Source organism: Pantoea sp. 1.19, assembly GCF_001922585.1.
GTDB lineage: Bacteria > Pseudomonadota > Gammaproteobacteria > Enterobacterales > Enterobacteriaceae > 1-19.
The window spans coordinates 138950-157295 of record NZ_MRBS01000004.1 but is presented as its reverse complement, the minus strand read 5'-3'; the positions used below and the strand labels follow the sequence as shown (position 1 = coordinate 157295).

General features: G+C 60.3%; 17 protein-coding genes. 16 read left to right on the top strand and 1 reads right to left on the bottom strand.

The features are described from left to right. The first annotated feature begins 100 nt into the window (after positions 1-100). On the top strand, positions 101-1111 hold the full coding sequence (gene cra / locus BS626_RS09910; protein WP_075182238.1) for a catabolite repressor/activator: 1011 nt from the start codon (positions 101-103) through the stop codon (positions 1109-1111). Between the two features lie 64 nt (positions 1112-1175). Here cra and BS626_RS18605 read toward each other — a convergent pair whose 3' ends face one another. After that, complete coding sequence (locus BS626_RS18605; RefSeq protein WP_170870450.1) at positions 1176-1430, bottom strand: hypothetical protein; 255 nt, start codon at positions 1428-1430, stop codon at positions 1176-1178. 185 nt (positions 1431-1615) lie between these two features. On the opposite strand from BS626_RS18605, the gene mraZ reads away from it, so the two are divergent. From mraZ to ftsZ, 15 genes are all read left to right on the top strand, one after another. Further along, complete coding sequence (gene mraZ, locus BS626_RS09905) at positions 1616-2074, top strand: division/cell wall cluster transcriptional repressor MraZ (protein WP_075182237.1); 459 nt, start codon at positions 1616-1618, stop codon at positions 2072-2074. Between the two features lie 2 nt (positions 2075-2076). Then, a complete protein-coding gene (gene rsmH, locus BS626_RS09900) occupies positions 2077-3015 on the top strand; it encodes a 16S rRNA (cytosine(1402)-N(4))-methyltransferase RsmH (RefSeq protein ID WP_075182236.1) in 939 nt (312 codons plus the stop codon). Further along, positions 3012-3332 (top strand): cell division protein FtsL, encoded by a 321-nt coding sequence (ftsL, locus tag BS626_RS09895; RefSeq protein ID WP_075182235.1) that lies wholly within the window; start codon positions 3012-3014, stop codon positions 3330-3332. Before rsmH ends, ftsL begins: the two co-directional genes overlap by 4 nt. 15 nt (positions 3333-3347) lie before the next feature. Then, positions 3348-5111: a peptidoglycan glycosyltransferase FtsI gene (locus BS626_RS09890; RefSeq protein ID WP_075182234.1), complete on the top strand. Its 1764-nt coding sequence runs from the start codon at positions 3348-3350 to the stop codon at positions 5109-5111. Beyond that, positions 5098-6579 (top strand): UDP-N-acetylmuramoyl-L-alanyl-D-glutamate--2,6-diaminopimelate ligase, encoded by a 1482-nt coding sequence (gene murE / locus BS626_RS09885; protein WP_075182233.1) that lies wholly within the window; start codon positions 5098-5100, stop codon positions 6577-6579. The genes BS626_RS09890 and murE overlap by 14 nt, the downstream gene beginning before the upstream one ends. Beyond that, on the top strand, positions 6576-7934 hold the full coding sequence (gene murF / locus BS626_RS09880; protein ID WP_075182232.1) for a UDP-N-acetylmuramoyl-tripeptide--D-alanyl-D-alanine ligase: 1359 nt from the start codon (positions 6576-6578) through the stop codon (positions 7932-7934). Before murE ends, murF begins: the two co-directional genes overlap by 4 nt. Further along, positions 7928-9010: a phospho-N-acetylmuramoyl-pentapeptide-transferase gene (gene mraY, locus BS626_RS09875; protein ID WP_075182231.1), complete on the top strand. Its 1083-nt coding sequence runs from the start codon at positions 7928-7930 to the stop codon at positions 9008-9010. Before murF ends, mraY begins: the two co-directional genes overlap by 7 nt. Before the next feature lie 2 nt (positions 9011-9012). After that, positions 9013-10320 carry a UDP-N-acetylmuramoyl-L-alanine--D-glutamate ligase gene (gene murD / locus BS626_RS09870; protein ID WP_075182230.1) on the top strand — a complete coding sequence of 436 codons (1308 nt, stop codon included), beginning with the start codon at positions 9013-9015 and terminating at the stop codon, positions 10318-10320. Then, positions 10317-11522 carry a cell division protein FtsW gene (ftsW, locus tag BS626_RS09865; RefSeq protein WP_075182229.1) on the top strand — a complete coding sequence of 402 codons (1206 nt, stop codon included), beginning with the start codon at positions 10317-10319 and terminating at the stop codon, positions 11520-11522. The genes murD and ftsW overlap by 4 nt, the downstream gene beginning before the upstream one ends. A 2-nt stretch (positions 11523-11524) precedes the next feature. Next, a complete protein-coding gene (gene murG, locus BS626_RS09860) occupies positions 11525-12583 on the top strand; it encodes an undecaprenyldiphospho-muramoylpentapeptide beta-N-acetylglucosaminyltransferase (protein WP_075182228.1) in 1059 nt (352 codons plus the stop codon). A gap of 42 nt (positions 12584-12625) precedes the next feature. Continuing rightward, the gene (gene murC, locus BS626_RS09855; RefSeq protein ID WP_075182227.1) at positions 12626-14101 is read left to right on the top strand and encodes a UDP-N-acetylmuramate--L-alanine ligase; all 1476 of its coding nucleotides are present in this window, start codon (positions 12626-12628) and stop codon (positions 14099-14101) included. Beyond that, a complete protein-coding gene (locus BS626_RS09850) occupies positions 14094-15014 on the top strand; it encodes a D-alanine--D-alanine ligase (RefSeq protein ID WP_075182226.1) in 921 nt (306 codons plus the stop codon). The genes murC and BS626_RS09850 overlap by 8 nt, the downstream gene beginning before the upstream one ends. A gap of 2 nt (positions 15015-15016) precedes the next feature. Further along, entirely contained in the window at positions 15017-15850 is an 834-nt protein-coding gene (gene ftsQ, locus BS626_RS09845; RefSeq protein ID WP_075182225.1) for a cell division protein FtsQ, read from the top strand. Positions 15851-15852: 2 nt separating this feature from the next. Continuing rightward, positions 15853-17109: a cell division protein FtsA gene (ftsA, locus tag BS626_RS09840; protein ID WP_075182224.1), complete on the top strand. Its 1257-nt coding sequence runs from the start codon at positions 15853-15855 to the stop codon at positions 17107-17109. 62 nt (positions 17110-17171) lie between these two features. Then, on the top strand, positions 17172-18326 hold the full coding sequence (gene ftsZ / locus BS626_RS09835; RefSeq protein WP_075182223.1) for a cell division protein FtsZ: 1155 nt from the start codon (positions 17172-17174) through the stop codon (positions 18324-18326). Positions 18327-18346 lie beyond the last annotated feature (20 nt).

Below are 18346 nucleotides of genomic sequence, written 5' to 3'. Positions count from 1 at the left end.
CAGACCAATAAAAGCGGTTGCTCAACGCGGTATTCTGCTGTTAGATGTGAGTCAGGTGCCGGTCACGTCCGGCCCAACGTCATGATTCCCTGGAGTAAACGTGAAACTGGATGAAATAGCGCGACTGGCAGGCGTATCGCGCACCACGGCCAGCTATGTCATAAACGGCAAGGCAAAGCAGTATCGTGTCAGCGACAAGACCGTTGAGAAAGTGATGGCGGTGGTCAGAGAGCATAATTACCATCCTAATGCGGTGGCGGCCGGATTGCGCGCCGGACGGACCCGATCGATTGGGCTAGTGATCCCCGATCTGGAAAACACCAGCTATACCCGTATTGCGAATTATCTCGAACGCCAGGCGCGCCAGCGTGGCTATCAGCTGCTGATCGCCTGTTCGGAAGATCAGCCCGATAATGAAATGCGCTGCATTGAGCATCTGCTGCAGCGCCAGGTCGATGCGATCATCGTGTCGACGTCGCTGCCGCCGGAGCACCCCTTCTATCAGCGCTGGGCCAACGGTTCGCTGCCGATCATCGCGCTGGATCGCGCGCTGGATCGCGAACACTTTACCAGCGTCGTCGGTGCAGACCAGGATGATGCGGAGGCGCTGGCCGCCGAACTGCGGCAGCTGCCGGTCAAAGACGTTCTGTTTCTGGGGGCGCTGCCGGAGCTGTCGGTCAGCTATTTGCGGGAGAGCGGTTTTCGGCAGGCGTGGGCTAACGATCCCCGCCCCTGCCATTTTATCTACACGAACAGCTATGAGCGCAGCGCGGCGGCGGCGGTATTCGAACGCTACCTGCAGGATAATCCGATGCCCGAGGCGCTGTTCACCACCTCTTTCGGCCTGCTGCAGGGGGTAATGGATGTGACGCTGAAGCGGGAAGGGCACCTGCCAAAAGATCTCGCCATCGCCACCTTTGGCGATCATGAACTGCTGGATTTTTTGGAGTGCCCGGTGCTGGCGGTGGCGCAGCGCCATCGCGACGTGGCGGAAAGGGTGTTGGAACTGGTGCTGGCCAGCCTCGATGAGCCGCGCCGGCCGAAACCCGGATTAACCCGTATTCGGCGTAATTTGTTTAAGCGCGGCAAGTTAAATCGCAAAGCTAACTGATAGATAGGCAGCCGCGGCTGCCATTTACATTAATACACGCTTTTTTAATTCTTTCTTATTGCCTTTATCCTGTGCGGCCCGCCTTGTCTTGCGACGTGTAAAATAACGTCAATTCACCGGCGTTCACTTTTTCTTCTTCGGCGCCACCCGCCGGTTTCGCCCGGCACCGGCCGCACCGCGCCAGCGCTGGCATTCCGCTAAGAAAACCCTTAAAATGCCGCCCGTGTCGCAAAGTTCGCGGCAAAAAAGTAGGGGCTATTTTTGCTATATTTTTGAGCAAAAAAGTCGGGGGTAACATTTTTGCGACGTTATTCATCATCTTAATTTCTGCTGTTTAACACTTCCGCATTCTCATTTTCTTTTTCAGCGCGATTTCCGCCCTGTAAATAATCCTCTTCAGCCTGTGCTGCGGCTTGACAATGTTTTCCTTCGCTCCGTAAACTCTTTTCGTGGGAAAATGTGGGTTAAAGTGGTGGTTTTGGGTAACTGAGGGGGCAGCCTGGCATGTTCCGTGGGGCAACATTAGTCAATCTCGACAGCAAGGGTCGCCTGGCAGTGCCAACGCGCTATCGCGATATGCTGATCGAATCGTCCCTGGGGCAAATGGTGTGCACCATTGATCTTCATCAACCCTGTCTGCTGCTGTATACCCTGCCCGAATGGGAAGTGATCGAAAAGAAACTGGCTCGCCTGTCCAGCATGAACCCGTCAGAGCGTCGCGTGCAGCGGCTGTTACTGGGCCATGCCAGCGAGTGTCAGATGGACAGCGCCGGACGGCTGCTGTTGGCGAGTACGCTACGCCAGCATGCCAGTCTGACCAAACACGTAATGCTGGTCGGGCAGTTCAATAAGTTTGAACTGTGGGATGAGCAGACCTGGTATCAACAGGTTAAAGAGGACATCGACGCGGAACACGCGGGCGATACCCCCCTCTCTGACCGCTTGCAGGATTTATCGCTATAGCTATGCAGGATTTTACGCACCGCACGGTGCTGTTGGACGAGGCGGTCGATGGACTGAACCTCAAAGCTGATGGCATCTACATTGACGGGACTTTCGGGCGCGGTGGACATTCGCGCCTGATTCTTTCCCGGCTGGGCCCGCAGGGCCGGCTTTATGCCATCGATCGCGATCCGCAAGCGATAGCCGCCGCCGCAGAGATTGACGATCCGCGATTCAGCATTATTCACGGCCCCTTTTCAGCGCTGGCGGAGTACGCCGAAGCGCGCGGACTGGCCGGCAAGATCGACGGCGTGCTGCTGGATCTGGGCGTCTCATCACCGCAGCTGGATGATGCTGAACGCGGCTTCTCTTTTATGCGCGATGGCCCGCTGGATATGCGCATGGATCCCACCCGCGGTCTGTCGGCCAGCGAATGGCTGCTGCAGGCGGAAGAGAGCGATATCGCCTTTGTGCTGAAAACCTTTGGCGAAGAGCGTTTTGCTAAGCGTATTGCCCGGGCGATTGTCGAGCGCAACCGCGAAGAGCCGATTGTGCGTACCAAAGTACTGGCAGAGGTGATTGCCGCTGCGATGCCGGTGAAAGACAAGTTCAAGCATCCGGCAACGCGCAGCTTCCAGGCGATCCGCATCTGGGTCAACAGCGAGTTGGAAGAGATTGAGCAGGCGCTGAAAGGCGCGGTGGCGGTGCTGGCGCCGGAGGGCCGGCTGTCAGTGATAAGCTTCCATTCGCTGGAAGATCGCATCGTGAAACGCTTTATGCGCGAACAGACGCGCGGGCCGCAGCTGCCGGCGGGGATCCCGCTGACCGAGGCAGAGATCAGCCGCCGCGGTGGGCGCACGCTGAAAGCACTGGGCAAAATGATGCCGGGCGAGCGGGAAGTGGCAGATAATCCGCGTGCGCGCAGCTCAGTACTGCGTATTGCCGAAAGGATCGTCGGATGATCGCTAACGAGCGTCACAGTCTGCCGGGGGTCATTGGCAGTGATTTGATGCGCAATGCCAAGATCCCACTGATCCTGACGCTGGCCGTGCTTATCTCTGCGGTTCTGGTGGTGACCACCGCCCACCGCACGCGTCTGCTGACCGCCGAGCGTGAGCAGCTGGTACTGGAGCGTGACGCATTAGATATCGAGTGGCGCAACCTGATTCTGGAAGAAAACGCGCTGGGAGACCACAGTCGTGTTGAACGTAACGCGACGGAGAAGCTGCAGATGCAGCATGTCGACCCGGCCCAGGAAAATATCGTGGTACAGCAATAAGGAACCACATGACACATGAGAGCGGCGACAAGGACTCTTAAGCTTAAACGTCAGGAAGAAAAAGCCAGCTTTGTGAGCTGGCGTTTTGCGTTGCTCTGCGGCTGTATTTTACTCGCGCTGCTGGGACTGCTGGCGCGCGCGGCCTGGCTTCAGGTGATCAATCCCGACAAGCTGGTGCGCGAAGGAGATATGCGCTCGCTGCGCGTACAGGCTGTGCCCACCGCGCGCGGCATGATAACCGATCGCGCCGGGCGCCCGCTGGCGGTCAGCGTACCGGTTAACGCCATCTGGGCGGATCCGAAAGAGCTGCACGACCACGGCGGTATTACCGTAGACAGCCGCTGGCAGGCACTCTCCGATGCGCTGAATATCCCACTGGATCAGATTGCGGCGAAAGTGAACGTCAACCCCAAGGGCCGCTTTATCTATCTGGCCCGTCAGGTTAACCCGCAGGTCGGCGACTATATCAAAAAGTTGAAGCTGCCCGGCGTGCACCTGCGTGAAGAGTCGCGCCGCTACTACCCGGCGGGGTCGGTCACCTCCCACCTGATTGGCTTTACCAACATTGATGGCGAGGGCATTGAGGGCGTGGAGAAGAGCTTTGACCGCTGGCTGACCGGTCAACCTGGCGAACGTACCGTGCGTAAGGATCGCTATGGCCGGGTGATTGAAGATATCTCTTCGGTCGATAGTCAGGCAGCCCACAATCTGGCCTTGAGCATTGATGAACGCCTGCAGGCGCTGGTGTATCGCGAGCTGAACAACGCGGTGGCGTTTAATAAAGCGGTGTCGGGTACCGCGGTGCTGGTTGATGTGAGCACCGGTGAAATCCTCGCGATGGCCAACAGCCCGGCTTACAACCCGAATAACTACAGTGGTACGCCGAAAGACGTGATGCGTAACCGCGCCATTACCGACATCTTCGAACCCGGCTCGACGGTAAAACCGATGGTGGTAATGACCGCGCTACAGCGCGGCGTGGTGCGCGAAAACTCGGTGCTCAATACCGTTCCTTTCCGTATTAACGGTCACGAAATCAAAGACGTGGCGCGCTATAGCGAATTGACCCTGACCGGAGTACTACAGAAATCGAGTAACGTCGGGGTGTCCCGCCTCGCGTTAGCGATGCCCTCCTCAGCGCTGGTAGACACTTACTCGCGCTTTGGCTTGGGAAAAGCGACCAATTTGGGGTTGGTCGGAGAAAGCAGTGGCAGATATCCTCAAAAACAACGGTGGTCTGACATAGAGAGGGCCACCTTCTCTTTCGGCTACGGGCTAATGGTAACCCCGTTACAGTTAGCGCGTGTCTACGCCACGATTGGCAGCTACGGCATTTACCGCCCGCTTTCTATCACTAAAGTGGATCCGCCGGTTCCCGGAGAGCGTATTTTCCAGGAGAGCGTCGTGCGTACCGTGATGCACATGATGGAGAGTGTCGCTCTGCCCGGCGGCGGCGGCGTGAAGGCGGCGATCAAAGGCTACCGCATCGCAATCAAAACCGGTACGGCAAAGAAAGTCGGCGCCGATGGCCGCTATGAAAACAAATATATCGCTTATACCGCAGGAGTTGCGCCAGCCAGTCATCCGCGCTTCTCACTGGTGGTGGTGATCAACGATCCGCAAGGCGGGAAATACTACGGTGGTGCGGTATCCGCACCGGTATTTGGCGCCATCATGGGCGGCGTATTACGCACGATGAATATCGAGCCGGATGCGCTGCCGGTCAACGAAAACGACATGGTAACGAACAGAAAAGAGGTACCCGGTGATCGATCGTAATCTACGCGACCTGGTGGGGCCCTGGGTCACCAACGTGCCCGCGCGCGCGCTGCGGGAGATGACCCTCGACAGCCGTCAGGTGGCGTCAGGTGACCTGTTTGTCGCGCTGAAAGGCCATCGGCTGGACGGACGCGGTTTTATTCCGCAGGCAATTGCTCAGGGCGCCGCGGCGGTGATAGCCGAGGCCGACGGTGAGCGCCACGACGGTGAGATCACCGAAGAGCATGGTGTGCCGGTCATCTGGCTGGCGCAGCTGCCGCAGCGCTTATCGGCCTTAGCCGGCCGCTTTTATCAACAGCCGGCAGAACAGATGACGCTGATTGGCGTCACCGGCACGAACGGCAAAACCACCACCACCCAGCTGCTGGCGCAGTGGGCTCAGCTGCTCGGAGAGACCGGCGCGGTGATGGGAACGGTTGGCAACGGCCTGTATGGACGACTGGTGCCGAGTGAAAACACGACAGGGTCGGCGGTCGACGTGCAGCATGAGCTGAATCAGCTGCGCGCGCAGGGCGCCACCCTGACGGCGATGGAGGTCTCTTCGCACGGTCTGGTGCAGCACCGCGTTGCGGCGCTGCCCTTTGCCGCCGCCGCCTTTACCAACCTCAGCCGCGATCATCTGGACTATCACGGTGATATGGCCGCCTATGAGGCGGCGAAGTGGCAGCTGTTTGCCGAGCACCAGGTGGGGCAGGCGATCATCAATGCTGACGATGACACCGGCCGCCGCTGGCTGGCGAAGCTGCCGGATGCGGTGGCGGTCAGTCTGGAAGCGACGCTGCCGGAAACGGGCCGCTGGCTGAAGGCCACTCACGTCGCCTGGCACGACGGCGGTGCGACCATTGATTTCCGCTCCAGCTGGGGGGACGGACGTATTGAGAGCCGCCTGATGGGCGCATTCAACGTCAGCAACCTGCTGGTGGCGCTGGCCACGCTGCTGGCCCTGGGGTATCCGCTGGCGCGGCTGATTGCCAGCGGCAGCCAGCTGCAGCCGGTGTGCGGCCGCATGGAGGTCTTTAGCGCTGCGGGTAAACCGGCGGTAGTGGTGGATTATGCCCACACGCCGGACGCGTTGGAAAAAGCGCTGCAGGCCGCTCGCCTGCACTGTAAAGGTAAGCTGTGGTGCGTATTTGGCTGCGGCGGCGATCGTGATAAAGGTAAGCGCCCACTAATGGGAGCCATTGCCGAGCAGTTTGCGGATATCACGGTCATTACCGATGACAACCCGCGCAGTGAGGATCCGGCGGCCATCGTGAGCGATATCCTCAGCGGCCTGCTGGATCCGGGGCGCGCGCGCGTCGTATCCGGGCGTGCGCAAGCGGTTACTAACGCGGTAATGCAGGCACAGCCAGATGATATCGTTCTGGTGGCCGGGAAGGGGCATGAAGATTACCAAATTATTGGCCAGCGTCGACTGGACTACTCGGACCGCGATACCGTCGCGCGTCTGCTGGGGGTGATGGCATGATTGCGCTGTCACTGAGCACGCTGGCCGCCGTCGTTCAGGGAACGCTGGTCGGCAGCGACCTGACCGTCGACGCGGTCACCACCGATACGCGGAAGGCATCGGCCGGGGCCCTGTTTATCGCGCTTAAGGGCGATCGCTTTGATGCCCATGATTTCGTGGGTGATGCCATCGCCAACGGCTCCGCGGCGCTACTGGTCAGTAAGCACTTACAGGTATCCGTACCGCAGGTGATTGTCGCCGATACGCGTCACGCCCTGGGACTGCTCAGCGCCTGGGTGCGTCAGCAGTCTGCGGCCCGGGTCGTGGCGCTGACCGGATCGTCCGGCAAAACGTCGGTCAAAGAGATGACCGCGGCGATTCTGCGTCAGTGCGGTGAGACCCTGTATACCGCCGGCAACCTGAATAATGATATCGGCGTGCCGCTGACGCTGCTGCGCCTCACGCCGGCCCACCGCTTCGCGGTGATTGAGCTGGGAGCTAACCACCAGGGAGAAATCGCCTGGACCACGTCGCTAACCCGCCCGGAGACCGCGCTGGTCAATAACCTGGCTGCGGCGCACCTGGAGGGCTTTGGCTCGCTGGCCGGCGTCGCCAGGGCCAAAGGCGAAATCTTTGACGGCCTGCCCGCTGGCGGAACGGCGATCGTCAATCTTGACAGCAACGATCTGCCAAACTGGCAGCCGAAGTTTGCCGACAAGCGGTTGTGGCGCTTTGCGCCGGACAATCCACAGGCGGAATTCCACGCCCGCGATGTGCGCTTTAGCGTGGCGGGTACGCAGTTTACCCTGTGCACTCCGCAGGGCGAGGTGGCGATCACGCTGCCGCTGCCCGGGCGCCACAACATTGCGAATGCGCTGGCGGCCGCCGCGCTGGCGCTGTCGGTTGGCGCGCCGCTCGGCGTGATTGCCGCCGGGCTGGCGACGCTGCAGGCGGTGCCGGGCCGGCTGTTTCCAATCCCACTCACCAACGACCAGCTGCTGCTGGACGATAGCTACAACGCTAACGTCGGTTCGATGATTGCCGCCGCCCGCGTGCTGGCAGAGATGCCGGGCCATCGGGTGATGGTGGTGGGCGATATGGGCGAACTGGGTCAGGACGCCGTCGATTGCCACCGCCAGGTGGGAGAGGCCGCGCGCGACGCCGGTATCGACCGGGTGCTGAGCGTGGGCAGTCTGAGTCAGCATCTGAGCGACGCCAGCGGCTGCGGTGAACATTTTTGCGATAAAGCGGCGCTGACCGCACGCGTTCGCCAGCTGCTGGCCGAACATTCACAAGCCACCATTTTAGTTAAAGGGTCTCGTAGTGCCGCCATGGAGCAGGTAGTACAAGCCTTACAGGAGAAAGGGTCATGTTAGTCTGGCTGGCCGAGCATCTGGTCGCGTTTTATTCTGGCTTCAACGTCTTTTCCTATCTGACGTTTCGCGCCATCGTCAGCCTGCTGACCGCCCTGTTTATTTCGCTGTGGCTGGGACCGCGGCTGATCGCCCGCCTGCAGGAGATGTCCTTCGGTCAGGTGGTACGTAACGACGGTCCGGAGTCGCACTTCAGTAAGCGCGGGACGCCAACCATGGGTGGCATCCTGATCCTGACCTCCATCACCGTGTCGGTACTGCTGTGGGCCTATCCATCAAATCCTTACGTCTGGTGCGTGCTGGTGGTGCTGATTGGGTATGGCATCGTGGGCTTTGTTGATGACTACCGCAAAGTGGTGCGCAAGGACACCCGCGGGCTGATCGCCCGCTGGAAATACTTCTGGCAATCGGTGATTGCGCTGGGCGTCGCTTTTGCCATGTATGCCATTGGTAAAGACACCCCGGCGACCCAGCTGGTCGTGCCCTTTTTCAAAGACATCATGCCGCAGCTGGGGCTGCTTTATCTGCTGTTGGCCTACTTCGTGATTGTGGGTACCAGTAATGCGGTGAACCTGACCGACGGACTGGACGGTCTGGCCATCATGCCGACGGTGTTCGTCGCCGCCGGTTTTGCGCTGGTCGCCTGGGCGACGGGGAACGTCAAGTTTGCCGAATACCTGCACATTCCCTATCTGCGCCACGCGGGGGAGCTGGTGATTGTCTGTACCGCCATCGTGGGTGCCGGGCTGGGCTTCCTGTGGTTTAACACCTATCCAGCACAGGTGTTTATGGGCGACGTCGGTTCGCTGGCGCTGGGCGGCGCGCTGGGCACTATCGCCGTGCTGCTGCGCCAGGAGTTTCTGCTGGTGATCATGGGTGGAGTGTTTGTGGTTGAGACCCTGTCGGTGATTCTGCAGGTCGGCTCATTTAAGCTGCGCGGTCAGCGCATCTTCCGCATGGCGCCGATTCATCACCATTACGAATTAAAAGGCTGGCCGGAACCGCGCGTGATTGTGCGCTTCTGGATTATCTCACTGATGCTGGTGCTGATTGGCCTGGCCACGCTGAAGGTACGTTAATCATGGCTGACTATCAGGGTAAAAAAGTGGTCATCATCGGGCTGGGCCTAACTGGCCTCTCCTGTGTTGATTTCTTCCTCTCGCGCGGTGTGGTGCCGCGGGTGCTGGATACCCGCGTGTCGCCCCCGGGCCTTGATCGGCTGCCGGTCAGCGTGGAGCGCTGGACCGGTTCGCTCCATGAAGAATGGCTGCTGACCGCCGATCTGATTGTCGCCAGCCCGGGAATGGCCCTCAGCCACCCCGCGCTGGCGGCCGCGGCGGCAGCGGGAGTAGAGATCGTTGGCGATATCGAACTGTTTTGCCGCGAGGCGCAGCAGCCGATCGTGGCGATCACCGGCTCCAACGGCAAGAGCACCGTCACCACGCTGGTGGGCGAGATGGTTCGGGCCGCCGGGCTGAAAGCCGGCGTTGGCGGCAACATTGGCCTGCCGGCGCTGAGCCTGCTGAAGCAGCCGGCCGATATCTACGTGCTGGAACTCTCCAGCTTCCAGCTTGAAACCACCTCGACGCTGCGTGCGGCGGCGGCCACCGTGCTGAACGTGAGCGAAGATCATATGGATCGCTATCCGCTGGGGATGCAGCAGTATCGCGCTGCCAAGCTGCGCATTTATGACCGCGCCGCGGTGTGCGTCAGCAACGCAGACGATCCCCTGACTCAGCCGCTGCGCGATCAGCGCGGCCGGGCGGTGAGCTTTGGCATTGCTCAGGGCGATTACCGCCTGCGCGATGGCTGGCTTGAGGCGCACGGTGAGGCGCTGCTGCCGGTCGACGCGTTGAAGCTGGTTGGCCAGCATAACTATACCAATGCGCTGGCGGCGCTGGCGCTGGCGGACGCGGTCGGCGTAGCGCGTGAGGGTGCGCTGCGTGCGCTGCACACCTTTCGCGGCTTACCGCACCGCTTTCAGCAGGTGTATGAAGCACGCGGTGTACGTTGGATCAATGATTCAAAAGCCACCAACGTCGGCAGCACCGAAGCGGCGCTAAACGGTTTACAGGTGGCGGGCACGCTATGGCTGCTGCTGGGAGGAGACGGCAAATCGGCTGACTTTACTCCGCTGGCGCGCTGGCTGCAGGGCGATAAAGTGCGCCTGTTCTGTTTTGGCCGCGATCGCGCGGCGCTGGCGGCGCTGCGGCCGGACGCAGCGACGCAGACCGATACCCTCGCAGACGCCATGCGCCAGATCGCCGCGCAGGTGCAACCCGGCGATATGGTGTTGCTGTCCCCGGCCTGTGCCAGCCTCGATCAGTTTAAGAATTTTGAGCAGCGCGGCGAGCAGTTTGCCCAGCTGGCACAGGAGTTAGGCGCATGAAGATGCCGGGGCTGGGGGTGCTGAACTGGCTATCTGCCCGCGCCAGGACTTGGGTGATGGGCACACGCGACGGCGATGCCAACTCGCTGGTGCTGTATGACCGTAAGCTACTGTGGATGACTTTTGCCCTGGCGATCGTCGGCTTTGTGATGGTGACTTCGGCTTCCATGCCGGTAGGGCAGCGGCTGCAGGAAGATCCGTTCTTCTTCGCCAAGCGCGATGCTTTCTATCTTGGCCTGGCGTTCGCCCTGTCGCTGGTGACGCTGCGTATACCAATGGATGTCTGGCAGCGCTACAGCAACATTATGCTGCTGATCTCGGTGATCATGCTGCTGATCGTGCTGGTGGTGGGCAGTTCGGTCAACGGCGCCTCGCGCTGGATCGCGCTGGGCCCGCTGCGTATTCAGCCGGCGGAGCTCTCTAAACTGTCGCTGTTCTGCTACCTCGCCAGCTATCTGGTACGCAAGGTAGAAGAGGTGCGTAATAACTTCTGGGGCTTTTGCAAACCGATGGGCGTGATGGTGGTGCTGGCGGTACTGCTGCTGGCCCAGCCGGATCTTGGTACGGTGGTGGTGCTGTTCGTCACCACGCTGGCGATGCTGTTCCTTGCTGGTGCCAAACTGTGGCAGTTTCTGGCGATTATCGGCTCCGGCATCTTTGCCGTTGTGTTACTGATTATTGCAGAGCCTTACCGTATGCGCCGCGTCACCTCGTTCCTCAATCCGTGGGACGATCCTTTCGGGAGCGGCTATCAGCTGACGCAATCCCTGATGGCCTTTGGCCGCGGTGAAGTGTGGGGGCAGGGGCTGGGAAATTCGGTGCAAAAACTGGAGTATTTGCCGGAGGCGCACACCGATTTTATCTTCTCGATTATCGGCGAGGAACTGGGTTATATCGGTGTGGTTTTCGCCTTGTTAATGGTATTCTTCGTCGCTTTTCGCGCGATGTCGATTGGCCGCCGCGCGCTGGAAATTGACCAGCGGTTTTCCGGTTTTCTGGCCTGCTCAATTGGCGTCTGGTTTAGTTTTCAGGCGCTGGTCAACGTTGGCGCCGCCGCCGGTATGCTGCCGACCAAAGGGCTGACGCTGCCGCTTATCAGCTACGGCGGATCGAGCCTGATCATTATGTCGACGGCCATCGTGTTGTTGTTACGCATAGATTATGAAACGCGCCTGGCAAAAGCCCAGGCGTTCGCGAGGTAAGGATGAGTGGCAAGCGATTGATGGTCATGGCGGGCGGCACCGGCGGGCATGTGTTTCCCGGACTGGCCGTGGCGCATTACCTGATGGCGCAAGGCTGGGAAGTGCGCTGGCTGGGGACGGCCGATCGCATGGAGGCCGATCTGGTGCCGAAGCACGGTATCGGGATTGATTTTATCCGCATCAGCGGACTGCGCGGTAAGGGCATTCTGGCGCTGCTGGCCGCGCCAGTGCGCATTTTTCAGGCGGTACGTCAGGCGCGCGCGATCCTGAAAGCGTGGAAACCGGATGCGGTACTCGGGATGGGCGGCTACGTCTCCGGACCCGGTGGCCTGGCGGCGTGGAGCTGCGGTATCCCGGTGGTCCTGCACGAGCAGAACGGTATCGCCGGCCTGACCAATAAATGGCTGGCGAAAATTGCCACGACGGTCATGCAGGCCTTTCCCGGAGCCTTCCGCCGCGCGGCGGTGGTAGGTAACCCGGTGCGCACCGACGTGCTGGCGCTGCCGCTGCCGGCCGTGCGGCTGGCCGATCGCGATGGCCCGATTCGGGTGCTGGTGATTGGCGGCAGTCAGGGGGCTCGCGTGCTAAATCAGACACTTCCGGACGTGGCGGCCCGTCTGGGTGATAAAATCACCCTCTGGCATCAGGTAGGGAAAGGCAATCTTCCGTCGGTGCAGGCGGCCTATGACGCCGTCGGGCAGCACGGACATCGGGTGGCCGAATTTATTGACGACATGGCCGCGGCCTATGCGTGGGCCGACGTGGTGGTGTGCCGCTCCGGCGCGCTGACCGTCAGCGAAGTGGCCGCCGCCGGTTTGCCGGCGATCCTCGTGCCGTTTCAGCATAAAGATCGTCAGCAGTACTGGAATGCTTTGCCGCTGGAGCAGGCCGGAGCGGCAAAAATTTATGAGCAGCCGCAGTTTAACGCGGCGGTTGTGGCGGACACACTGGCCGGCTGGGATCGCCCCACGCTGCTGGCGATGGCTGAAAAGGCGCGTGCGGTAGCCATTCCGGATGCGACCGAACGCGTCGCCGAAGCGATTACGCGTGCCGCATTGTAATAGTAAGGGCAGGGCTCAGCCCGCCCGGGAACAGACGACGAGATGAATACACAACAACTGGCAAAACTGCGTTCTATCGTGCCCGAGATGCGTCGCGTCCGGCACATTCACTTTGTTGGCATCGGCGGTGCCGGCATGGGCGGTATTGCCGAAGTGTTGGCGAATGAAGGGTACGCCATTAGCGGTTCCGATTTGGCCCCCAACGCGGTAACGCAGCACCTGAGCGCGCTGGGCGCGACGATTTACTACCATCACCGGGCGGAAAATGTGAAGGATGCCAGCGTGGTGGTGGTGTCTACCGCCATTTCAGCGGACAACCCGGAGATCGTTGCGGCGCGGGAAGCGCGCGTCCCGGTGATCCGTCGCGCAGAGATGCTGGCAGAGCTGATGCGATTCCGCCACGGTATTGCCGTAGCCGGTACCCACGGAAAAACCACCACCACGGCGATGGTCGCCAGCATTTACGCCGAGGGCGGACTCGATCCGACTTTTGTTAACGGGGGGCTGGTGAAGGCGGCGGGCACCCATGCGCGCCTCGGCAGCAGCCGCTATCTGATTGCCGAAGCGGACGAAAGCGATGCGTCGTTCCTGCACCTGCAGCCGATGGTGGCGATCGTGACCAATATCGAAGCGGATCACATGGATACCTATCAGGGCGATTTTGAGAACCTGAAGCAGACGTTCATTAACTTTCTGCACAATCTGCCGTTTTACGGTCGCGCAGTGCTGTGCGTGGACGATACGGTGATCCGCGAGCTGCTGCCGCGCGTAGGCCGACACGTCACCACCTACGGCTTTAGCGACGATGCTGATGTGCGAATCGAACACTACGAGCAGCGCGGAGCGCAGGGGCACTTTACCCTGATCCGTCAGGATAAAGCACCGATGTGCGTCACGCTGAACGCGCCGGGGCGTCACAACGCCCTGAACGCGGCGGCGGCGGTGGCGGTGGCGACCGAAGAGGGCATTGACGATGAGGAGATCCTCAGCGCGCTGAGCCAGTTCCAGGGAACCGGGCGTCGTTTCGATCACCTCGGTGACTTCCCGCTGCTGCCGGTGAACGGGAAAGCCGGTAGCGCGATGCTGGTGGATGACTACGGCCATCACCCCACAGAGGTCGACGTGACGATTAAAGCCGCCCGCGCCGGCTGGCCGGATAAAAATCTGGTGATGGTTTTCCAGCCCCATCGCTACACGCGCACCCGTGACCTGTACGACGATTTCGCAAACGTGCTGTCGCAGGTGGATGTGCTGCTGATGCTGGATGTGTATCCGGCGGGTGAAGCGCCGATCGCCGGGGCCGACAGCCGCTCGCTATGCCGCACGATTCGCGGCCGCGGCAAAGTCGATCCGATCCTCGTGCCGGATCACGAGGCGATCGCCGATATGCTGGCGCCGACCCTGACCGGTAACGATCTGATCCTCGTCCAGGGAGCGGGTAATATCGGCAAGATCGCGCGCAAACTGGCAGAACAAAAATTGCAGCCGCAAAAAAACGAAGAGGAACAACATGGCTGAAAAAGTAGCGGTATTGTTTGGTGGCACCTCTGCTGAGCGCGACGTTTCCCTGCTCTCCGGCGCCGCAGTGCTGGCCGGATTACATGAAGCTGGCGTGGACGCGCATCCGGTAGACCCGTGCGCGTATCCGGTCATGCGCCTGAAAGAAGCGGGCTTTGAGAAAGTTTTTATTGCCCTGCACGGCCGCGGCGGTGAAGACGGCACTCTGCAGGGCGTGCTGGAGTATCTGCAGCTGCCCTATACCGGCAGCGGCGTAATGGCGTCGGCGATCACCATGGACAAAATGCGCACCAAAATGCTGTGGCAGGCGGCCGGCTTACCGATTGCTCCGTACGTGGCGCTTACCCGTCAGCAGTTTACGGCCGGCCTGGAGCAGGCGCAGCGCGACGCCATTGCGGCGCTGGGACTGCCGGTGTTCGTTAAGCCGAGCTGCGAAGGGTCCAGCGTCGGTATCTCCCGGGTGAATGTCGCCAGCGAACTGCCGGCGGCGCTGGAGGAGGCTTTCCGCCATGATGATGACGTGCTGGTGGAGGCCTTTCTGGCCGGGGCTGAGTACACGGTGGCGATCGTGGGCGATCGTACACTGCCGTCTATCCGCATTCAGCCTGCCAGTTCCTTTTACGATTACGAGGCGAAGTATCTCTCCGACGAGACACAGTATTTTTGCCCCAGCGGTCTGACCGACGAACGTGAGGCAGAGCTGCACGCGCTGGTGAAGCGCGCCTGGCAGGTGATGGGCTGCAGCGGCTGGGGGCGGGTCGATGTGATGATGGACGGTAACGGGGCGTTCTTCCTGCTGGAAGTGAACACCTCGCCGGGCATGACCAGTCACAGCCTGGTGCCGATGGCCGCTAAGCAGGCGGGCATGAGCTTCTCGCAGCTGGTGGCGCGTATTCTGGAGCTGGCCGACTGATTATGTCTCAGGCGGCGATCAGAGTTCGAAAAAGTGAGAAGCAGGAAAAGCGCACTCGGGGGCGCAGCTACGGCAGCCACCTGGCCGGGATGCTGTTCCTGCTGATGGTACTAGGCACCCTGGTTTGGGGCGGCTGGACGGTGCTGAAGTGGATGAATGACGCCTCGCGGCTGCCGCTCTCGCGACTGGTGGTGACCGGTGACCTGCATTACACCAGCAAGAACGATATTCGCCAGGCGATTTTATCGCTTGGTTCGCCCGGGACCTTTATGACGCAGGACGTGAACGTCATTCAGCAGCAGATTGAACGTCTGCCGTGGATTAAGCAGGTCAGCGTGCGCAAGCAGTGGCCGGATGAGCTGAAAATCCATCTGGTGGAGTATGTGCCGGTGGCGCGCTGGAATGATTTGCACATGGTCGATGCCGACGGTAAGTCGTTTAGCGTACCCACTCGCTATATTGGCAAAGGCCAACTGCCCATGCTGTACGGTCCGGAAGGGACGGAAAAAGATGTGTTAAGCGGCTACCGCGCCATGGATCAGGTGCTGGCCGCGGCGAAAATGAAGTTGAAGATGGCGTCGATGACGGCGCGTCGCTCCTGGCAACTGGTGCTGAGCGACGATGTCCGTCTGGAACTGGGACGCAACGAGGACATGAAGCGCCTGAAGCGCTTTATCGAGCTCTACCCGGTGCTACAGCAGCAGGCCATCGCGGAGAACAAGCGGATTGGCTATGTGGATTTACGCTATGACTCCGGCGCGGCCGTCGGCTGGGCGGCGGCGCCACTGGAGCCCCAGGTGAGTAATCAACAACAGAATCAGGCACAGGCTGAATAACAATGATCAAGGCGACGGACAGAAAACTGGTAGTTGGACTCGAGATTGGCACTGCGAAGGTCGCCGCATTAGTGGGTGAAATTCTGCCCGATGGCATGGTCAATATCATTGGCGTGGGCAGCTGCCCGTCGCGCGGAATGGACAAAGGCGGGGTGAATGACCTGGAATCGGTGGTAAAATGCGTACAGCGCGCCATCGATCAGGCCGAATTAATGGCAGATTGCCAAATTTCCTCGGTTTATCTTGCGCTTTCGGGTAAACATATCAGTTGTCAGAACGAAATAGGGATGGTTCCTATTTCAGAAGAGGAAGTGACCCAGGAAGATGTGGATAACGTGGTCCATACCGCCAAGTCCGTTCGGGTGCGCGACGAGCACCGCATCCTGCACGTCATTCCGCAAGAGTACGCGATCGATTATCAGGAAGGCATCAAGAATCCGGTCGGTTTGTCCGGCGTGCGGATGCAGGCGAAAGTCCATTTAATCACCTGTCACAACGATATGGCGAAAAACATCGTCAAAGCCGTTGAACGATGCGGCCTGAAAGTGGACCAACTGATTTTCGCCGGGCTGGCGTCCAGTTTTGCCGTACTGACTGAAGACGAACGTGAGCTGGGCGTTTGCGTCGTGGACGTCGGTGGTGGCACCATGGACATGGCGGTGTACACCGGTGGCGCGCTGCGGCACACGAAAGTGATTCCTTACGCCGGAAATGTGGTAACCAGCGATATTGCCTATGCTTTTGGCACGCCGCCCACCGACGCCGAGGCGATCAAAGTTCGCCACGGCTGCGCGCTGGGGTCGATGGTGGGGAAAGATGAGAATGTCGAGGTGCCCAGTGTGGGAGGGCGTCCACCGCGCAGTTTGCAGCGTCAAACGCTGGCAGAGGTGATTGAGCCGCGCTACACCGAGCTGCTGAATCTGGTCAACGACGAGATCCTGCAGCTGCAAGAGCAGCTGCGTCAGCAGGGGGTGAAGCATCACCTGGCCGCCGGTATCGTGTTGACCGGTGGTGCGGCACAAATTGAAGGCCTGGCGGCCTGCGCTCAGCGCGTATTCCATACGCAGGTGCGCATTGGGCAGCCGCTGAACATCACCGGGTTGACGGATTACGCGCAGGAGCCCTACTACTCAACGGCGGTGGGGCTGCTGCACTACGGTAAAGAGTCTCACCTCAGCGGTGAGGCGGATGTTGAAAAACGCGCGTCGGTTGGCAACTGGTTCAAACGAATCAACAGCTGGCTGAAAAAAGAGTTTTAATTTTCAAAGGGAGTCGGTGGTGTTGGGACTCCCAGGCGACAGGCACATAACGGAGAGAAATCATGTTTGAACCTATGGAATTAACCAATGACGCGGTGATTAAAGTCATCGGCGTCGGCGGTGGCGGTGGCAACGCCGTAGAGCATATGGTGCGCGAGCGCATTGAAGGTGTAGAGTTCTTCGCGGTGAATACCGACGCGCAAGCGTTGCGTAAAACTGCCGTGGGTCAGACGATTCAAATCGGTACCAATATCACCAAAGGGCTTGGCGCCGGCGCCAACCCCGAAGTGGGCCGTACCTCAGCGGAAGAGGACCGCGAAGCCCTGCGCTCAGCGCTGGACGGCGCTGACATGGTCTTCATCGCCGCGGGTATGGGCGGCGGCACCGGTACCGGAGCCGCGCCAGTGGTGGCGGAAGTGGCGAAAGATCTCGGGATCCTGACCGTAGCCGTCGTCACTAAACCGTTTAACTTTGAAGGCAAAAAGCGCATGGCGTTTGCCGAGCAGGGGATTGCCGAGCTCTCCAAACATGTAGACTCGCTGATCACCATCCCGAACGACAAGCTGCTGAAAGTGCTGGGTCGCGGTATCTCTCTGCTGGATGCCTTTGGCGCGGCGAACGATGTGCTGAAAGGCGCGGTGCAGGGCATTGCCGAACTGATCACCCGTCCGGGGCTGATGAACGTCGACTTCGCTGACGTGCGCACCGTGATGTCCGAAATGGGCTACGCGATGATGGGCTCCGGCGTCGCCTGCGGTGAAGACCGTGCGGAAGAGGCCGCCGAGATGGCGATCTCCAGTCCGCTGCTGGAAGACATCGATCTGTCCGGTGCGCGCGGCGTGCTGGTCAACATCACCGCCGGCTTCGACCTGCGTCTGGATGAGTTTGAAACCGTGGGTAACACTATTCGCGCCTTCGCCTCCGATAACGCCACCGTGGTCATCGGTACCTCGCTGGATCCGGAAATGAACGACGAGCTGCGCGTGACCGTCGTCGCCACCGGCATCGGTATGGATAAACGCCCGGAAATTACCCTGGTCACCAACAAGCAGCAGCCGCAGCCGGTAATCGACCACCGCTATCAGCAGCACGGCATGTCGCCGCTGCCGCAGGAGCAGAAGCCGGCCGCCAAAGTGGTTAACGATCAGAGTGCACAGTCGGGTAAAGAGCCGGATTACCTCGATATTCCTGCCTTCCTGCGTAAGCAGGCGGACTAGGAATAAGCCGAAAATTTGGC